This window comes from Candidatus Margulisiibacteriota bacterium, assembly GCA_028715625.1.
Lineage (GTDB): Bacteria > Margulisbacteria > Riflemargulisbacteria > GWF2-35-9 > GWF2-35-9 > JAQURL01.
Genome location: JAQURL010000007.1, coordinates 41,706 through 59,337, shown reverse-complemented (window position 1 = coordinate 59,337; position 17,632 = coordinate 41,706). Strand labels below are relative to the sequence as shown.

Below are 17,632 nucleotides of genomic sequence, written 5' to 3'. Positions count from 1 at the left end.
CATCATACGATATAAACCAGTCTACATTATAAGCATCAGCACTGATATAATTCGAAGTTATTGGATACCACTGTATATCTCCATTGCAGGATATTCCGTACCAGGCCATTTTTAAATGCGAAAAACCTGAATCGGAAAAATCTACATCATATGGACCGACTTCATTTATCCCTTTTAAATTGTAATAATTAAAAAGCCAATTGGGTGTGACATGCGAATTATATGAAGGCGGTGTTTTGTCTATTTTTATAGTGAACAATATTCCGCTTGTCGTAGTATTATTGGCAAAATCGTTGAATGAGACGTAAATCTCATTAACTCCTTGCGTACAATTATTCCAATTAATAGTCCAGTCAGTAACCATATTGTTTTGACTGACCTCGTTATATAAACTAAACCATTTCAGGCTATTATTATTGGATATACCATATTGAATTGTTTTTAATTTGGAAAATCCCTCATCAAAAAAGTCTACGTCCAGATATAGTAATTTGTCTGAACCGTACCATTGATTAAAAGTGACACTTGCCGGATTTTCATGATTTATATAATAAGGTGGAATAATATCTTTTCTTATCGAGAATAATACGTTGGACAATCTGTTATTTCTGGCGAGATCATTCAGGGAAATATATATCTCGCTAACACCGTTGGTTAATGTGTTCCATGGTATGGCCCATTTCAGGTTGTAACTTGGGCTTCCCCTGCAATCATTGGAAATACCCTGCCATTGAATTGAAAAACTGTTTTGGGTATTTAATATTCCATAATAAATTGAGTTCAGACCCGAATAACCGTCATCTTTAAAACTGACATCCATCGAAGCCAGCCAAGATGGTGTAGAGCCATACCATGTCTTAAATTTTCCATCATTATAGTCAGGTTCATGATTTATATAATCGGGCGATACGGTATCTTTTTTAATAGTGAATAGAGATATAGAAGTTGTATTATAGGCAAAATCGTTAGCCGACACATAAATATCATTGGTCCCATTGATTAAAGTTTCCCAACTCAGCCGCCATCCGTAATTATAAGTATTTTGTAAATAATTTATAGTTATAATGTTCCAGGTTACAAACATATTATTGGAAATGCAGTAATATATGTCGTTCAGCTTGGAATTGACGTTAGCATTCCCACTGTCTACAAAATATATATTTAAACTGTCCAGTTCCGCAGGTTTATATGTATTATTCAACCAGACATTATATTTTTGCTTGTCATCATTATTAATTACAACCGGGGGCAAATCGTCTTTGATTATCTGAAACGCATAATAATATCCCAAATTATTGGCCAGGTCATTTAAAGAAAGATAAACTTCACTGTAGCCGTCGGATACGACCTGCCAGGGAATATTCCAGGTATTGGTGTAGCTGAATAAATTATAGTTCTGCGTAATATACCTATAATCTTTTATATTATTATGAGAAATAATATATTGAATATCATTTAGCGGAGAACCCTTGATGTCATCGAGGAAAGTAATGTTAAAATTATATAAACCCCTGCCCTTTACCTCACTATTAAAACGAACCAGATCGTAAGAATTATTATTTATTCGTGGCACCGAAGTATCTTTTTTTACGTAACCGATTTTTTGACTAACAATGTTTCCGGCGTTGTCTTCCACATAAATAATAATGTCATTCACACCTTCTGTAACTTTCCCCCAGTTAATATTAAAAAGCTTATTATAAGATGGAATGGATCTGTTATCGGTAATTATTTCCCAATAATAAATAGCGTTATTTATTGATAAGCCATATTTTATTTGTTTAAGCTGTGAACCACCACTATCGGAAAATTCAATATTAACAGCATTAAACCAGGAAGGCGCGTTCGCATACCATATATTAGAAGATGTTGGGCTGGATTTGACAATAAATTCTGGATAGATAATATCCTTTTTGATATTAAATAACGTGTTATATGTTGTATTTGCGGCGTTATCATTCATGCTGATAATAATGGAATTGATACCGTTATCCAGGTTTTCCCATTTAATATCAAATCCGCTTGAATACGTTGGAGCGTTCCACCCGGATTTGATTATATCGCTGCTGATAATTGTCCCGTTATTGGAAACCACGTAAAAAATATCTTTGATAAAGGAACCACCCTGATCGTAAAATTCAACGTTAACTTCCTGCATCCAGAGCGGTTTTTCGTTATACCATTTGACCAAATCAGGATTGCCGAAATTTATGAAGTAAGGTGGAGTTATATCTTTCTTGATCTTAAATACATAACTGTAAAGTAAATGATCCAGCTTATCATTAGCTGACACATAAATATCATTAATACCATTTTCCAGGATATTCCAGGATATCAACCAGGGCAGTTCGTAAATATTACCGCCATTTACATTGTCACTTATAGTTTTTTCCCTTAATCCGTTATTATCGGAAATAATATAATGAACAGAATTCAATCCCGAATATGTGTCATAGAAATTTATGTTTACGGCCCTGATTACCAGAGGTTCATCCTTATACCATTTACTATCATCAAACGCAAAATTGTTTATCAGGTATGGAGTTGAGATATCCTTTCTTATATAAAACAAATTGTTAAAAGTTGACTGGTTTCCTGCCCGATCGGACAATAGAATGTTTATATTGTTTGTACCCTCATATAAGGATGGCCATGATACCTGCCAGAGTTGATTATAAGTAGTACCCTGCAAGGTGGTCGACAAATACTGTGGAAGCGGTGTATGTCCATTGTCAGATATAACATAAGAAATTGTTACAAGCCCAGAAAATCCTCGGTCAACAAAATTGATACTAAGATGTTTGCTCCATTCCGGTTGAACACCATACCATTGGTCCATTGCCCCATGGCTTAAATTTTCATGGTCATCAATAGTCGGTGACAAAGTATCCTTTAGTATGTGGAAAAACGTATTGCTGATAAATGAGTTATAGGCGTTATCTGTGGCCATAACAATCACATCGCTTGTCCCTTCATTTAATGCATTCCAGTTAATGTCCCAGTTTTTTGTATAAACTTCGCTGTTCATGTCGCTGGAAATAGTAAAGGAATTATAAAGCTGGTTATCATATAAAATGCCGTACCCTATTTCTTTTAAATTACTTGATCCGGTATCATAAAAATTGGCATTTATCTGGCTCATCCAGGCTGGCTTATAATTATACCAGACATCAAAACTGCTCACCTGATTATTGTTGGCCGACGGTGGAATAATATCCTTCAGTATCTGGAAAAGAACAGAACTTGAGGTTTGATTTCTGGCGCGGTCATTGAAACTGACATAAATTTCATTTACCCCGTTGGTCAAAGTTAACCAGTCAATAGCCCAGGGAGTGTTAAATTGCTCTTTGCTTACCAAATTGCCCGTTATAAAATACCAGGACAAACCGGTTTTATTTTTCACACCGTAATATATGTTGTTCAGGCCTGAATATCCTGTGTCATTAAAAGTTACACTTATATGTTCGATCCAGGTTGGATAATTTACATTGCTGTACCACACACCAAAATTACTGTTTTCCATATTGTTATAGCTGGGCGGAATATCATCTTTATAAATTGTGAATAGTTTGTTGCTTGTAGTCAGGTTATTGGCCCTGTCGGTAATTTTAATGGTAATATCGTTAGTTCCGTCTTTCAAATCAGGCCAGTTGATAGGCCAGTTATTAGTATATATTTTTTGTACCACGTTATAGCTGATTTTATACGAATATACCTGATTGTTATTTGATACCACATACTGAAGGTTTTGTAGCAGAGAACCTCCTTCATCACTAAAATCTACATATATATGATTAAGAAAATCCGGTTTGTATTTTAAGCTATACCAAATCTGAAAATCAGGACTACTCGGGTTTTCATGAGAGGAATAGGAAGGAATTATTTCATCTTTAAGGATAGAGAATATTATGTCGGTTGTATTTACGTTTGTGGCATTGTCTTTGATTATGAACTTTATATCATTGGTGCCGTTCGCAAGTTGATCCCAGCTGATATTCCAGTTATTCAAATAATCATTCAATGATGCGGCCGGTATGTTGTCGGATATCGTCGATATGTTAACAGTGTTGCTATTCTGGATTGTTTGATAAAAAATACTCCTTAAACCTGAACCACCTCTGTCATGAAATTCAATGCCCGGTTGGCTGAGCCAGGACGGTGCCGTATTATGCCAAATAACATCCCTGCCCCCGTTATCAAAATAATCAGGTGTTGTAATATCTTTACGTAAGGGTATAACCAAATTCAAAGTGACTGTATTCAAAGCGTAGTCATTAAAAGATACAAATAAATTATTCACACCTTCATTCAAATTGTTCCAGCTCACATTTACTCCGGAATTATATGTTAAATAACCATAGTTAGATACCAGCGGATACCAGTATATGGTAGTGTTATTCGTAGCCAAACCATAATTTATATCATTCAGACCGCTGCCTGCATCATAGAAGAAAATCTGCAGATTATTAAACTGCCCTTTATCCTGGTTATACCATGTATTGAATGTTATATTTTGAGAATTTTCATGGTTATCGAGATGAGGACTTATAAAATCTTTCTTCAAGGTAAATAATAGAGACTGGGTAACCCAGCCACAATTGTCACTAACCATTACATAAATATCGTTTATGTCTTTGGAAACCAGTAAACTCCAGGAAATTTGCCAGTTTTTTGTATAATTGGCTGAATTAACGTTCTGACTAATTAAAACAATATTCTGTATCTGGCCGTTGTATGAGACCATATAGTAAATATCATCTAATAAAGAGTCGTTATCTCTGAAATCCACATCCACACCGTTTATCCAGGCCGGAGCCTCGCTATACCACATATTCAGAGCATCGGCAGATAATACTAAATTATTAATAATTTCCGGGTATTTATCATCTCTCTTTATAACAAATACCAGCTGATTATTAGTATTGCCGGCGTTATCCGTAACAAAAACATTTACTGTATTAAGTCCTCCGCCCAGATCACTCCATTTTATGGACCAGCTTGTAGTATATTCCTCAATATTACCGTTCTCCATCAGGATAGCGGTGGTTGTTGTATTGCCCAGGTTGGTTATAACATATTTAATATCTTTCAAGTGGGATAATGTATCTTTAAAGAAAACTCCTATATCTCCCAATTTATCACTGCTTGTTCTTGTCCAGTTCTGGAAGGTATTAACTTCATTATTTATTATAACCGGCTTAATCGTATCTTTTTTTAAGATAAATTGTTTATCGGAAGTGATAATGTTTTGGGCATTATCTTCTACATAAAGATAGATATTGTTTGTTGTATCCGCGCATTTATTCCAGCTGACGCTCCACGTATATGAATAAAAAGGATCACCGTTAACATTGGATGTAATATTATCCCAGACGGACAATTCGGGATTTGTTGTAATAATATAATATCTAATCTGCTTCAAATGAGAATAAAACTCGTCGGAAAATGTATAATTCAAAGACTGTGCCCAATTCGGCAGTCTGTTATACCATATATTCTGGCTCACCTGTGGTATTGGGCTAACTGTATTATAACTTGGGATTACCGAATCTCTTTTGAGTACAAACAAACTGTTGCTGGTAACGATATTTCCTGCCCTGTCCTCAAGCCTGACGATTATACTATTTGTTCCGTTCTCTACCTGGTTCCAGCTTACTGCAAATGGTTCTGTATATGTTTCCAACCCGTCATCATTTTTTGTAATCGTAATATACTTGATATTTCCGCTGGCGTTAATCAGACCGTAATCAATCTGACGCAAATGAGAATAATCCTGATCGATAAAGTTAATTTCTATTGACTGGGCCCAATCCGGCAAATAGTTATACCATCTATTCTGGCTAATGGCAGGAATATCGCTAATTACATTATAAGATGGCAATCGGGTATCCTTCCGGATAACAAACATAAAATTGGTAATTAAAACATTATTGGCCCGATCCTGAGCGCGGAAATAAATATTATTTATACCGTCACTCAAAGAATCCCAGTTGATGGGAAATAAGGCGTTAAAAGTAGCTATACCATTAACATTCTGGGTTATGATATTTGTTGTTATTACATCCTGATTGTTAACGCAATATTCAACCTTGAGCAAATTTGATATGTTGTCGAAAAAATTTGCGCTTATTTGCAGAGCCCAGGCCGGAAGAGCGCAGTACCAGCTATTTTGACTGACAGACGGAATGTTCATATTGAATTGATATGTAGGATTGGTTATATCTTTTTTTACAAAAAATAAGCTATCGATTGTTGTGCGATTGCCAGCGTTGTCCTCTGCCCTGAACAATATATTATTGGTTCCGTCTGCCAATAAATTCCAGTCCATTGTGGTAATCTTGTCATAAGTCGGTGTGCCCTGATTGTTTGTGGTAACGTTTTTCCAGGATGTATTTCCATTTACGGTACTTACTCCGTAATCAACTTTTTTTAATAAAGAATACTTGGTATCAAACACCTGGACGTTAATCTCTGTAAGCCAGGATGGTTGATAGTTATACCACATAGCCTGACTGGCCACCGAGGGAATGAACACGACATTATATGTAGGTGGAATTACATCTTTTTTTATATGGAATAAACTATTGGTAGTTGTAACATTTCCGGCTATATCCTCCAGGCGAACAAATATGTCATTATAATCATTGGTTAATGAGTTCCAGTTAACAGCCCACTTGTCATAAAATCCCATCATACCATTACTGTTTTGGGTTATTAAAACCGGATTTAATTCTTGCTGACTGCTGGACACAAGATATTCAGCTTTATACAAATTTGAATAAAGCAAATCGGTAAAATCAATATCCAGATCAGATAACCAGTTTGGCGCAGCGCAATACCAAGCATTCTGGCTGCTGGCATTAATCGGTGTGCCGATATTGATGGTAGGAGCAACCCTGTCCAATCTGAAATAAGCCAACGTCTGGCTTTCGGTCTGATTGCCCGCCAAATCAGTGATTCGCACTTTTAAGTCATTCTGTCCGTTGACCAAATAATTTTGAGATACTTTGATCGCATCCAGATATTGTGGAATCCTCACATTGTCCGTAATAACATACCAGGTGCTGTTAACGCCGGATTCTATTTTTTTAATATTGGAATAATCAAGATCATAACAATTTACATTTAAAGTATTTAACCAATCGGGGAAATAGTTGTACCATTTATTCTGGCTGACTACCGGAACAACTATTAAGGAGGTAAAAGTTGGCAGAATTTCATCTTTCAATATCTGAAATAAAACATTGGACGTGAAGCTGTTCCCGGCATTATCTTTAGCGGCAACCTTGATATCATTGGTACCGTTAATTAAATCCGTCCAGAGAATGGGCCACTTAAAGTTATAAACATTCATATCAATAGCATGCGCAATCTCTACCCACTTGGTTGATTCTGTAACTATACCGTAATACACATTGCTCAGTTTCGATCCTTCATTATCATAAAAGCTTACATCAACAGCGCTTAACCAGCTGGGAGATGTGCAGTACCAGTGATTAAAGCCATAATTGCCATTATTATTGGCGCTGGGAACCGTGGTATCTTTTAATATATGAAAAAGTATTGGGGTCTGTAAACAATTTCCGGCGTTATCGGTAATACGTAGTTTGATTTGATTTATTCCCTGATCCAATAAATTCCAGGAAATAGAAAAACTGTTGATTGTTATAGATAACCCACCTAAATTGGAGGTTATAACATATTCTTTAATAGTATTATTACCCGACACTAAAAACGCTATATCCTGCAAACCTGAATATCCCTGATCAAATATTTGAATATTTATAGTTTCAAACAAACCCGGGTCAGGCCCATACCATGTATTAAACTTGCCGGCTGATGGATCTTCCAGCAGATTATAAGATGGCAGCAAGGAATCTTTTCTTATATGAAAGAGAACCGGGCTTGTTACCATGTTTTGGGCATAATCAAAGCCTTTCACCAAAATATCGGATGTACCCTCATCCAAATAATCCCAATTTAAACTCCAACTGGGGGTATATTCATCCTGGTTTAAAGGCGAACTTTCAATCAGGTAATAATTAGTCGTATTATTTGCTGAGATTCCATAGTAAATATATTTCAGTTTTGAATTCCCTGTATCATAGAAATCTATATCCAGGTTCCACATCCAGGTTGCTTTTTCTTTGTACCAGAGATTGAAATCAGCGCTGACACGGCAATTATATGATGGCGCTATTGTATCTTTTTTAAGAGTGAATATTTTATCCAAACGTTCGTTGGTAGCATAGTCGTTAATTGAAATATAGACTTCATTGGCACCATTTGTAATCTGGCTCCAGGTTATATTCCATGAGGTGGTATAATATTTTTGATTCAAATTATTGGTCAGGGTAACTTCCTGAATAAATTCACCATTGGCTTTTATCTTGTAAACGATATCTTTTATATTGGAAATTTTACCTTCATCACCTGTATCCTCAAATTTTACATCCAGGTCGGACAACCAGCCGGGCACAGAATTATTCCATTGGTTATCGGCAGGTACATTGTTAATGATATAGGGAGCTATGGTATCCTTTTTGATAGCAGCAAATGTAGGTGATTGAACGGTATTGCCTGCATTATCAATGGCTTTCACCATAACTTCGTTGTAACCTTCGGCTAAAGAATCAAAATTTATCATCCAAGGGCTGTTCATAGTAACCAAATTCGGATTATTGGTTATCGAAAAAGGGTGTTCATTGGTACTGTAATCATCATAAAGAATGATATATTGGCAATCTTGTAATCGGGACAGGTCCTGATCATAAAATTGTGTTTGAATATCTGAAAACCAGGAGGGGGCTTTATTTAACCATGATGCGGTCGTTACATTTGAAAGCAAATTGGAGTATGTCGGAGGAATTGTATCCTTTTTAATATAAAACAGAACATCGCTTATCACACCGTTCCCGGCATTATCGCTTACGGCTACTCTGATACTATTGGTACAATTGGCCAATGTATTCCAGGAAATAGCCCAGGTAGAATAATAGCTGGTTAAAGAAACATTATTTGTAATCGTATAACGAGCAGAACCGGATACACTGTCCACAATATAATAAATACTTCCGATATTCGAAAATCCGTAATCCTCAAAATCGACATCTATATTATTCAGCCACTCCGGAGCATCCTTATACCAGGGTGAAAATTTTTCATCGATTGATATTTCGTTACAAGAAATAATCGGAGGAATGATATCTTTTTTTATCCAGAAGAGCAGAGAGGAAACATTGCCGTTTTTAGCATTATCCGATACCCGGGCATAAATGTTATTGGTACCGTTGTACAAAACATCCCATGATATAATCCAGGTTTGATTTAAAGTATTATTATTAATGGGGTCGCTGATCAAATACCAGTTTATTGAACTTCCGTTTGCCACTTCATAGAAGGCATTTTTTAGTCTTGATCCACCTTCATCATAAAAATTCACACTCACGGCGTCTGCCCAGGCAGGTTTAAAGTTATACCATTTATTATATGTAGCCACGGGCAAGATCATTTTGTTATCAATTGACGGGTTCAATACATCTTTCCAGACTTCTATGGCCTTGGTTAAAGTCCGGTTGTCGGCATTATCGTTAAATGATATCCATATTTCATTAGTCCCGTTTACCAAATCATTCCAGCTGATATTCCAGTTATTCTGATAACTATATGCGTTCACCTGATGCGCAATTGTTATTGTCTTTTGATAACCGTTTGCTGAAATTATGTAATCGAGATTGTTTAATAATGAATGTCCCTCATCAAAAAAATCAATGTCTACGGATGATATCCAGGAAGGTGGTGTATTTTCCCACACATTTGAATAACTGATATTATTAGCGAATGAAGGAACTAAGATATCTTTTCTGATTGCGAATATTTGAGTATTAACTAAATTTTCAGCATTATCCGAAATAACAACAAAAATGTTGTTTACTCCATTGTCCAACTCATTAAAACTTATAGACCAGTTATTATTATAAGATGCTAAATTAAGATTCGTGGAAATATCCCTGTAAAAAACTCCGCTTTCTCCATTACTGACCAGAAAGCCGACATAATTCAGTTTGGAATCTCCGCTGTCAACAAAGTTCCCGCTGATATGATTCATCCATTCCGGGCTTGTATTGTACCATTTATTGAAATCTGCTGTTTCATCATTAATATAGCAGGGAGGCAGTACATCTTTAAGGATAATAAAGGAAACACTATTTTTTGTATTCCCGGCATTATCATTAAAAGAAACTACATATTCATTCACACCATTGTCCATCCAGTTCCATAAAACATCGTTAAGAGTTTTACTATATGTGTCTTTACCCAAATTACTTGTTAATAAGTGTTCGTGAATTCCGGTATAATTATTGGAAATAATATAGGATATATCTTTTAAGTGAGAGAAACCTTCATCATAAAAAGTATAAGTTATAGATTGTATCCAGTTTGGAAAATTCGAATACCATTTGGCAAATTTGGGATCGCTGGAAATTTCCGTGCAACTGTATGAAGGAATAAGTGGGTCTTTTTTAATCGAAAATAAAACCGGACTTGTCCGATTATTCCCGGCATTATCATTAAAGGAAACTATAATATTATTTGTTCCTGTTTTTAACAAACTCCAGTCAATCGGCCATTTGGTATTGTACGCGTCCTGATTTGTCGCGTTGCTTATTACCCCGGTTGTCAGCGTCCCGTTTGAAACCATGTAGGTTATATCTTTTAATTTTGAATAGCCGACATCAACGAAGGTAACGTTTATGCTGGGCAGCCATGCCGGTGCCTCATGATACCAGGACAAAAATTTTGCGTCCGTCGAATTTTCCTGACAATTATAATTGGGAGAATTTGTATCCTTATAAAAAGTAAAATACAGCTGTGTATAAGAATTGGTAATAATATCATCTACCGAAATAATTATACTGTTGTATCCTTCAACTAAGTTATTCCAGCTTATACCCCAATTATTTAAATAAGTATTTTGTTTTACATTACGGGAAATATCATGCCAGTTAATCCCCGAATTATTAGAGATCGCATATTCTATATTGTTTATACCTGAATTCGGATCATAAAAATGTATGCTGATATCACTTAACCAGGCCGGTTCTTTGTTATACCAGGCCAATAAAACATTGGGGTCACCCATATCATTAGCTATTTGGGGGGGCTGATCATCTTTTATAAAAGTAAAAACATATTGACTGGTCTGGTTCCCTGCGTTATCTTCAGCCGATACATAAACATTATTTGTCCCGGAGATAGTGTCGTTCCACTGTATTCCCCAATTATAATTATAGGAAGATATATTTAAATTATCAGAAATAACTCGGGCACCGTTTATGTTGTTTTGAATTTCGTATTTAACGTTTTTTAGTTTGGAAAATTGCTCGTCTTTAAAATCAACATCAATGTTTTGCATCCAGCTAACCTGTGCTTTGTACCACTGTTTAAATTTAACATCTTCTGAATTCTCATTGTTCTGTATAATAGGTACGGAAATATCTTTTTGCAGATAAAATGCTTTTTGTAAAACTTTATTGCCTGCATAATCATTCACTGACACATAAATTTCGTTAACACCGTTTGTCAGTGAGTTAAAATTAATAGAAAAATCATCCTGATATTGTATTTTCGAATAATTTCTGGTTATTACAACCGAATTTTGAAATTGATTATTATATGAAACCAGGTAGTCTATATTCTGGATCATGGACTGGGTATCGACAAAATCTATATTTATGGACTGATCAAACCAGTTATACCATTTATTTACATAAATTCCGCTATCAACATTATTTATAACCTGAGGTGCTACAGAATCACGTTTGACTGATGCCAGATATAATGAACGACTATTCGCAGCATAATCGTTCGCTGACACATAAATTTCATTTGTCCCTTCACTAAACTGATTCCATGGTATGCCCCATAAACTGTTATATACATTCTGATTAAGATTCGTGGTTATAGACGTCCAGATAAGCTGTCCGTTTGAAGAAACCCCGTAATAAATATTTCGCAGATGCGATCCCGAAAAATCTGAAAAATTTACGCTGATTACATCGTAGAAACCGACATTCGCTGTTTGCCAATCGGTGAAATATGTAGATGAAAAATTTTCTGAAATATTCATACTCGGCAGTTCTGTGTCTTTCTCAATATAAAAAACCGAAGAACTCACAAAGTTGCCGGCATTGTCGCTAACACCTATGCTTATTGTATTTTTGCCTTCATTTAGCGCTGCAAAAATTACAGCAAAATGAGCGGTCATATTTAAAAAGTTAAAGACACCGGGCATTAGTGTCTGTTGAACATTCGGATACTCAAAATAGGCAGCATTGAGGCTGGACCCTCCGCTATCCCAAAAATTAATCGTAATATAGCTCATCCAGTTGGCGGTTGTTTTATACCATTTGTCATAATCCTCTGTAGAAATATCTACCTGAAATGAAGGTTTTATTTCCTCGCTGTAACGAAAAAATACATTTTCGGTGCTCCAGGGCCCGATATTGTTTTGATTATCAATAAATCTTATACGCCAGCTATATGTAACACACCATTGCAAATCGGATGGTGAAAAATCCAATAGCGCGCTTTGAGTATTTGCTGATAATATTCCCGTGACATTTACTGTCCCGCTATCCCAAAGGACCATGGCCGGATTAAATGTTTGTCCGGGTGCTATCTGGATGCGATATGATTTGCAGCTATCATTTGCATCAAGATCATTATATCTGGCTGAAAAATTTACATAATTAGGAGTCAAAGAAGTAGGATTAATAAGACCTCTAACGTTAAGCTGAGTAGGTTCAGTCGGAGGATTGTCCGCAAAAACCAAAGAACCGATTAAAATGCCTGCAACTAAAAAAGATTTAAAGAAAGCAATGCTTTTATTTTTCAAATTAAAATTCCACTTTGTTAACCGCAAAAATATCCCCTGTAATTAATCTGTTTTAATTGTACTAAAAATTTTATTTAAAATTAAGAGAATCGGGGAAAATTATCCCCAAATTAATAACTTATAAAAAAATATTCCCTGTAGAATATCCTTTTAAACATTTCGAGGCTGAAATGCTTGTAAATACTAGGCTTTTATTCTTCCGGATTAAACTGGTCCTTACTTACACCACATACAGGGCAGGTCCAGTTGTCAGGCAAACTCTCAAAAGCAGTTCCTGGCTGAACCCCGTGATCAGGGTCTCCTACCGCCGGATCATAAATATAACCGCACACTCCGCATACATATTTTTTCATATTCATTCCTCCTTTATTTACAATATTTTTTGTTTCCGGGCTAATATAAGTTGGAGCATTTACGGCTGTTTTGCCTTTTTTGATTTCATGGTAATAAGCATAGGTCATGCTCCTGGCACTCTTCAGTTTTCTGGAAAAAACAATCTCTCCCATAAATAATGTATGGCTTGCAGCATCTATCTGTTTTAGAACCTTGCCTTCCAAAACACTGATTGCGAAATCAGTTACCAAAGGAACATTATTAGCCGTAATTAATTTATTTACTTTCTCAAACTTATCCATCTCACGGCCTGACCTGAAGCCGAAATGACCAATAAAAGGCATATCCGCTGCTTCCTCCAGGATTGATATGCCGAACATTCCGCTGCTTTCAATATATTCATGAGTTAAATTTTTTTTGTTGATACATAGGGCTAGTTGTATGGGCTCGGAAGTTACCTGAAACACAACATTGGCTATTTGCGCATTATAACGGCCTTCTTTCTGCGAGCTGACAATATACATGCCGTAACTAATGTCATTCAGAACTTCTCGTTGAATTTCTGCCATAATTATATAGTTACTCCTATTGGAGGTATAAAAGTTCTCGCAGCCAAATCCTTGTCTATCAGGAACCAACCGCTGGCTTGGTTATCAACAAGCTTTAGGCTTTGTATTACCTCTTCAACAGAAGCCTCTTCTTCCACCTGCTCGTTGACAAACCACTGCAGAAACGTGTTGGCAGCATGATCGTGAAGCTCTATAGCCATATCCACCAAACCGTTTATAAGTTTAGTCACTTTTTGTTCATGTTTGGCCGCTTCCGTAAAAACATCCAGAGGGTTATTCCACTCTGCTGGTGGGGTATCAATGGCAGCAAGCTTGACTCTGCCTCCTCTATCAACGAGAAAGGCATAAAAACGTTTGGCATGAGTGAGTTCTTCCATAGCCTGCACACGCATCCAGCTTGAAAATCCTTTTAAATTATTATGATCAAAATAAGCTGCCATTGATAAATAAAGATATGCAGAGTACATTTCAGCATTAATCTGTTCGTTTATTGCTTTCTGAATTTTTTTATCTATCATTGTTCTGCCCTCCATAAACCATGCAGATTACAATATTCTCTGGCCGTAATTTGTTTGGCTTCAACACAAAACAAAGCCTCAGGAGCTTGTCCGGGCTTTAGGTATTGACGGTATGCTTTGCCGTCTGCCAAAAGCTCTATCCATTCTATATAATGTTTCTCTTCCATCGGATGAGGGATACTGCCTATCTTTACTTTATAACCTTCAGCAATTTTTTCTATAACAGGGACATGTTTTTCCCTAGCAGCATCGACAGAATTTTCTTTTAACATAACCATCGGTTGCCCGCAGCAAACAAGTTCTCCGTTCCCTGAATGTAATACCTCAACAATATTTCCGCACAATTCACATTTATAAACACCTTGAAATTCTGCCATTTTTACGCCCCTCTCTATATTTAATAAAGTCCCTCAATTCAGAGCCCCGAGATCCTATGCACCGAGCTCTGAGCTCTGAGCACAGAAAACGAAAAAATTTCGTTTTCTGTATTTTTTACCAGTTCTCACCCAGCATCTCGAAATAATCTTTAGGATGTAAACATGCAGGGCAAGCTTCCGGAGCTTCCTTGCCTTCATGTATATATCCGCAGTTCAGACAACGCCATTTTAAGCTGTCAGATTTTTTAAAAACTGCACCGTTTTCTATATTGGCAGCCAGTTCCTTGTAACGTTTGCCATGCTGTTTTTCGGCTATGGAAATTGCCTCGAAAGCTTTAGCCACGATATCAAAGCCCTCTTTTCTGGCAACTTCAGCAAAACCCGGGTACATAGTGCCCCATTCATAATCCTCGCCCGCAGCAGCTGCTTTTAAGTTATCCGCTGTTTTTCCTATTATACCCGCCGGGAATGTTCCGATTATCTGGGCTTCTCCACCTTCTAAAAATTTAAAAAACCGTTTGGCGTGTTCCTTTTCCTGGTTTGCGGTTTCTTCAAATATCAGCGAAATTTGAATAAAACCCTCTTTTCTGGCCTGGCTGGAAAAATAAGTATAACGATTTCTTGCCTGCGATTCTCCCGCGAAAGCCGTAAGTAAATTTTGTTCTGTCTGTGTGCCTTTTATACTTTTCATTATATTCTCCTATACCATTAATCTTTGAATAATAGACGCAAGCTTTCTATGGTCTACCTGTTTGCTGTCATTTGATGTCAAGAGTTGTTCTTTTATTCTTAACAGCTCAAACTCGGCCAATTTATAACTGCTGAATTTTTCGTCTTTTTTTATCTGTAAGTCGGGATTCTCAATAACCTTTTTTTCATTGGGCTGAATATCCTTTCCTGATTTATTAGAAATATTTTCTTCTCTTTTATTTTTTCCCATAAATAATTCATTCTCCATAACTTAACTCCTTTCTTACATAAGGATACTCAGTTCATAGGTGTGCTTATCATAATACATTTAAACCCCTTAATTCAAACAATTTTTTTAAAAACTGCAATAATCTGCAATTTTATCTTTTTGCTGCCGATAATAATAATGGCTTTTAGTGGAGTATATTATGTTTAAAAAAACTGTTTCTTTACAATTACAAATTATCGCGGATTATCAAAGTCTGAGCAAAACAATTACCCATCTGAAAAAACAGCAGAATTCAAATGTAACTGCTCAATCATATATATATTTTTACAAACAGCTAAGACAATATCTTTGTTCAGTAGGCATTAAAATTTCCTGCGCAAAAAAAGATGGAACCACTTCTGAAAACATTCAGAATGCGGTTTGGTTCGGCGACTCGCATATCCTTAAATTTAGTTTCAGGCAGGGATATTCTGAACAGACGATACAGGATGTCCTGGATTTTTTCCAGGAAAATGTTGTGGATAGTATTTTGGAAAAATATCATGCGTTTATGTCCGCGAAACTAAAACAAACCGAAATCAAGCTAAGACGAATAAGCCGGCAGTCCATCACCGACCAGGAACATCTGGCTAAAGGCTATTTGACTGAAATTGTTAATATAAGTGATTGCTTCATTGCCATTGATGAGCAACAACAATTAAAATTTCATTCTTCATTTAGGGGCGCGATATATCTGGTAGACAAAGCAACCGGTGAATGGGAGATGGTCGATCAGGTGAATCTGCAGGCGGGCAAACTTTATAAAAAGCCCAGACCTGCCAGACAGGACAAAAAATATTTTGAAGATATAGTTAACAATAAAATAAAACCCTTATCGTTAACCAATCAGAAAAAATATAGTGAAATTGAACATGTGTTCTGCGAACCGGGAAACAGAAATAACAGAATCGGTCTTTTTATCAGCAATAGAGGACTTCACCCGAAATTTAAAAAACAATTTCTTTATGACATAGAAGAAAAGAACTTTAAACCGTCCGAATGTACATCCAGTTGTTTTCTGAAAATTGACGAAACTGAAAACCATCAGATGATCCTTATGCTTATCGGTCCGACATTAGTTGACCCCATTGATAACTTTCGTACTTTGAAAAACGCGATATTTGACATCATCGACATCAATAAAGAATTCCGAAAAGATGAAAAGGAAAAAAACTCGCTCAAAATAGCCTTACGCCAGGCCCACCAGGCCAATGAAGCCCAGAAACATTTCAGCAGCATTATTGTGCATGATTTAAGAAGCCCTTCTATGGTTGTCGGAGGATTTATTCAGCAGGTCAGAGCTGTAATAGATAAAACTTTACTGCCCTATTTTGAAGCCCTCATGGAAAATGATGCCAATATTCCCAAGCTTATTGAAAAAATAAAAATGATTTCCTACAAACTTGGCATTGGTATTTCAGAAATCAAAAATATGGAACTTATGATTAATACAATCATGGAATTTCGAGAAATTGAATCTCGAAACTTTACTATTAAAAAAGAAAAGATATCTATGGTTGATATTGCCCATAAAGCTATATCATCGTTTCAAGCTGTTTTGCTGAACAGTCAGGTTGAATTAAAGGCCAACATTAATCCTGACGATGTACCTTTAATTAACGGTGATGCTCACGCTTTAACCAGGGTTTTGACAAACCTGATATCCAACGCCCTGAAATTTACTAAAGAAGGAAGCATTACTGTTACCATGAAAACAGAAAATGACATGCTTAAAATTAATATCATCGATACAGGGATCGGTATGAACCAGATGGTCCAGGAAAAACTCTTTGGAAAATTTCAAAAACATTCCGAGGCAGTAGGAATACAGGTAAAAGGAACAGGATTAGGATTATATATCTGCAAATCATTTGTAGAAAAACATGGTGGCTCTATTTCAGCTTTCAGTGAGGGTGCGGGTAAAGGCAGTACATTCAGCGTATTGCTGCCAATTGACGGAGATGAGAATATCCCCTAAC

7 protein-coding genes are annotated in these 17,632 nt (G+C 36.2%); 1 reads left to right on the top strand and 6 read right to left on the bottom strand.

All coding sequences use genetic code 11. The annotated features are described in order from the left end of the window. The 6 genes from PHV30_02170 to PHV30_02145 all read right to left on the bottom strand — a co-directional run. Positions 1 to 12,925 (bottom strand): hypothetical protein (locus PHV30_02170; protein MDD5455820.1); only part of this gene is annotated, 12,925 nt, incomplete at its 3' end. A gap of 164 nt (positions 12,926 to 13,089) precedes the next feature. Next, entirely contained in the window at positions 13,090 to 13,800 is a 711-nt protein-coding gene (locus tag PHV30_02165) for a rubredoxin (GenBank protein ID MDD5455819.1), read from the bottom strand. Positions 13,801 to 13,802: 2 nt separating this feature from the next. Beyond that, positions 13,803 to 14,318 carry a ferritin gene (locus PHV30_02160; protein MDD5455818.1) on the bottom strand — a complete coding sequence of 172 codons (516 nt, stop codon included), beginning with the start codon at positions 14,316 to 14,318 and terminating at the stop codon, positions 13,803 to 13,805. Beyond that, positions 14,315 to 14,695: a desulfoferrodoxin gene (locus tag PHV30_02155; GenBank protein MDD5455817.1), complete on the bottom strand. Its 381-nt coding sequence runs from the start codon at positions 14,693 to 14,695 to the stop codon at positions 14,315 to 14,317. The genes PHV30_02160 and PHV30_02155 overlap by 4 nt, the downstream gene beginning before the upstream one ends. Before the next feature lie 115 nt (positions 14,696 to 14,810). After that, positions 14,811 to 15,386 (bottom strand): rubrerythrin family protein, encoded by a 576-nt coding sequence (locus PHV30_02150; protein MDD5455816.1) that lies wholly within the window; start codon positions 15,384 to 15,386, stop codon positions 14,811 to 14,813. A 9-nt stretch (positions 15,387 to 15,395) separates the two neighbouring features. Further along, positions 15,396 to 15,653 carry a hypothetical protein gene (locus PHV30_02145; protein MDD5455815.1) on the bottom strand — a complete coding sequence of 86 codons (258 nt, stop codon included), beginning with the start codon at positions 15,651 to 15,653 and terminating at the stop codon, positions 15,396 to 15,398. A 160-nt stretch (positions 15,654 to 15,813) separates the two neighbouring features. Here PHV30_02145 and PHV30_02140 point away from each other — a divergent pair, with 160 nt between their 5' ends. Then, positions 15,814 to 17,631 carry a HAMP domain-containing sensor histidine kinase gene (locus PHV30_02140; GenBank protein MDD5455814.1) on the top strand — a complete coding sequence of 606 codons (1,818 nt, stop codon included), beginning with the start codon at positions 15,814 to 15,816 and terminating at the stop codon, positions 17,629 to 17,631. Position 17,632 lies beyond the last annotated feature (1 nt).

Coding starts and splice junctions, on each gene's coding strand:
- PHV30_02145 (MDD5455815.1), bottom strand. CDS start 15,653: ATGGAGAATGAATTATTTATGGGAAAAAATAAAAGAGAAGAAAATATT.
- PHV30_02160 (MDD5455818.1), bottom strand. CDS start 14,318: ATGATAGATAAAAAAATTCAGAAAGCAATAAACGAACAGATTAATGCT.
- PHV30_02150 (MDD5455816.1), bottom strand. CDS start 15,386: ATGAAAAGTATAAAAGGCACACAGACAGAACAAAATTTACTTACGGCT.
- PHV30_02140 (MDD5455814.1), top strand. CDS start 15,814: ATGTTTAAAAAAACTGTTTCTTTACAATTACAAATTATCGCGGATTAT.
- PHV30_02165 (MDD5455819.1), bottom strand. CDS start 13,800: ATGGCAGAAATTCAACGAGAAGTTCTGAATGACATTAGTTACGGCATG.
- PHV30_02155 (MDD5455817.1), bottom strand. CDS start 14,695: ATGGCAGAATTTCAAGGTGTTTATAAATGTGAATTGTGCGGAAATATT.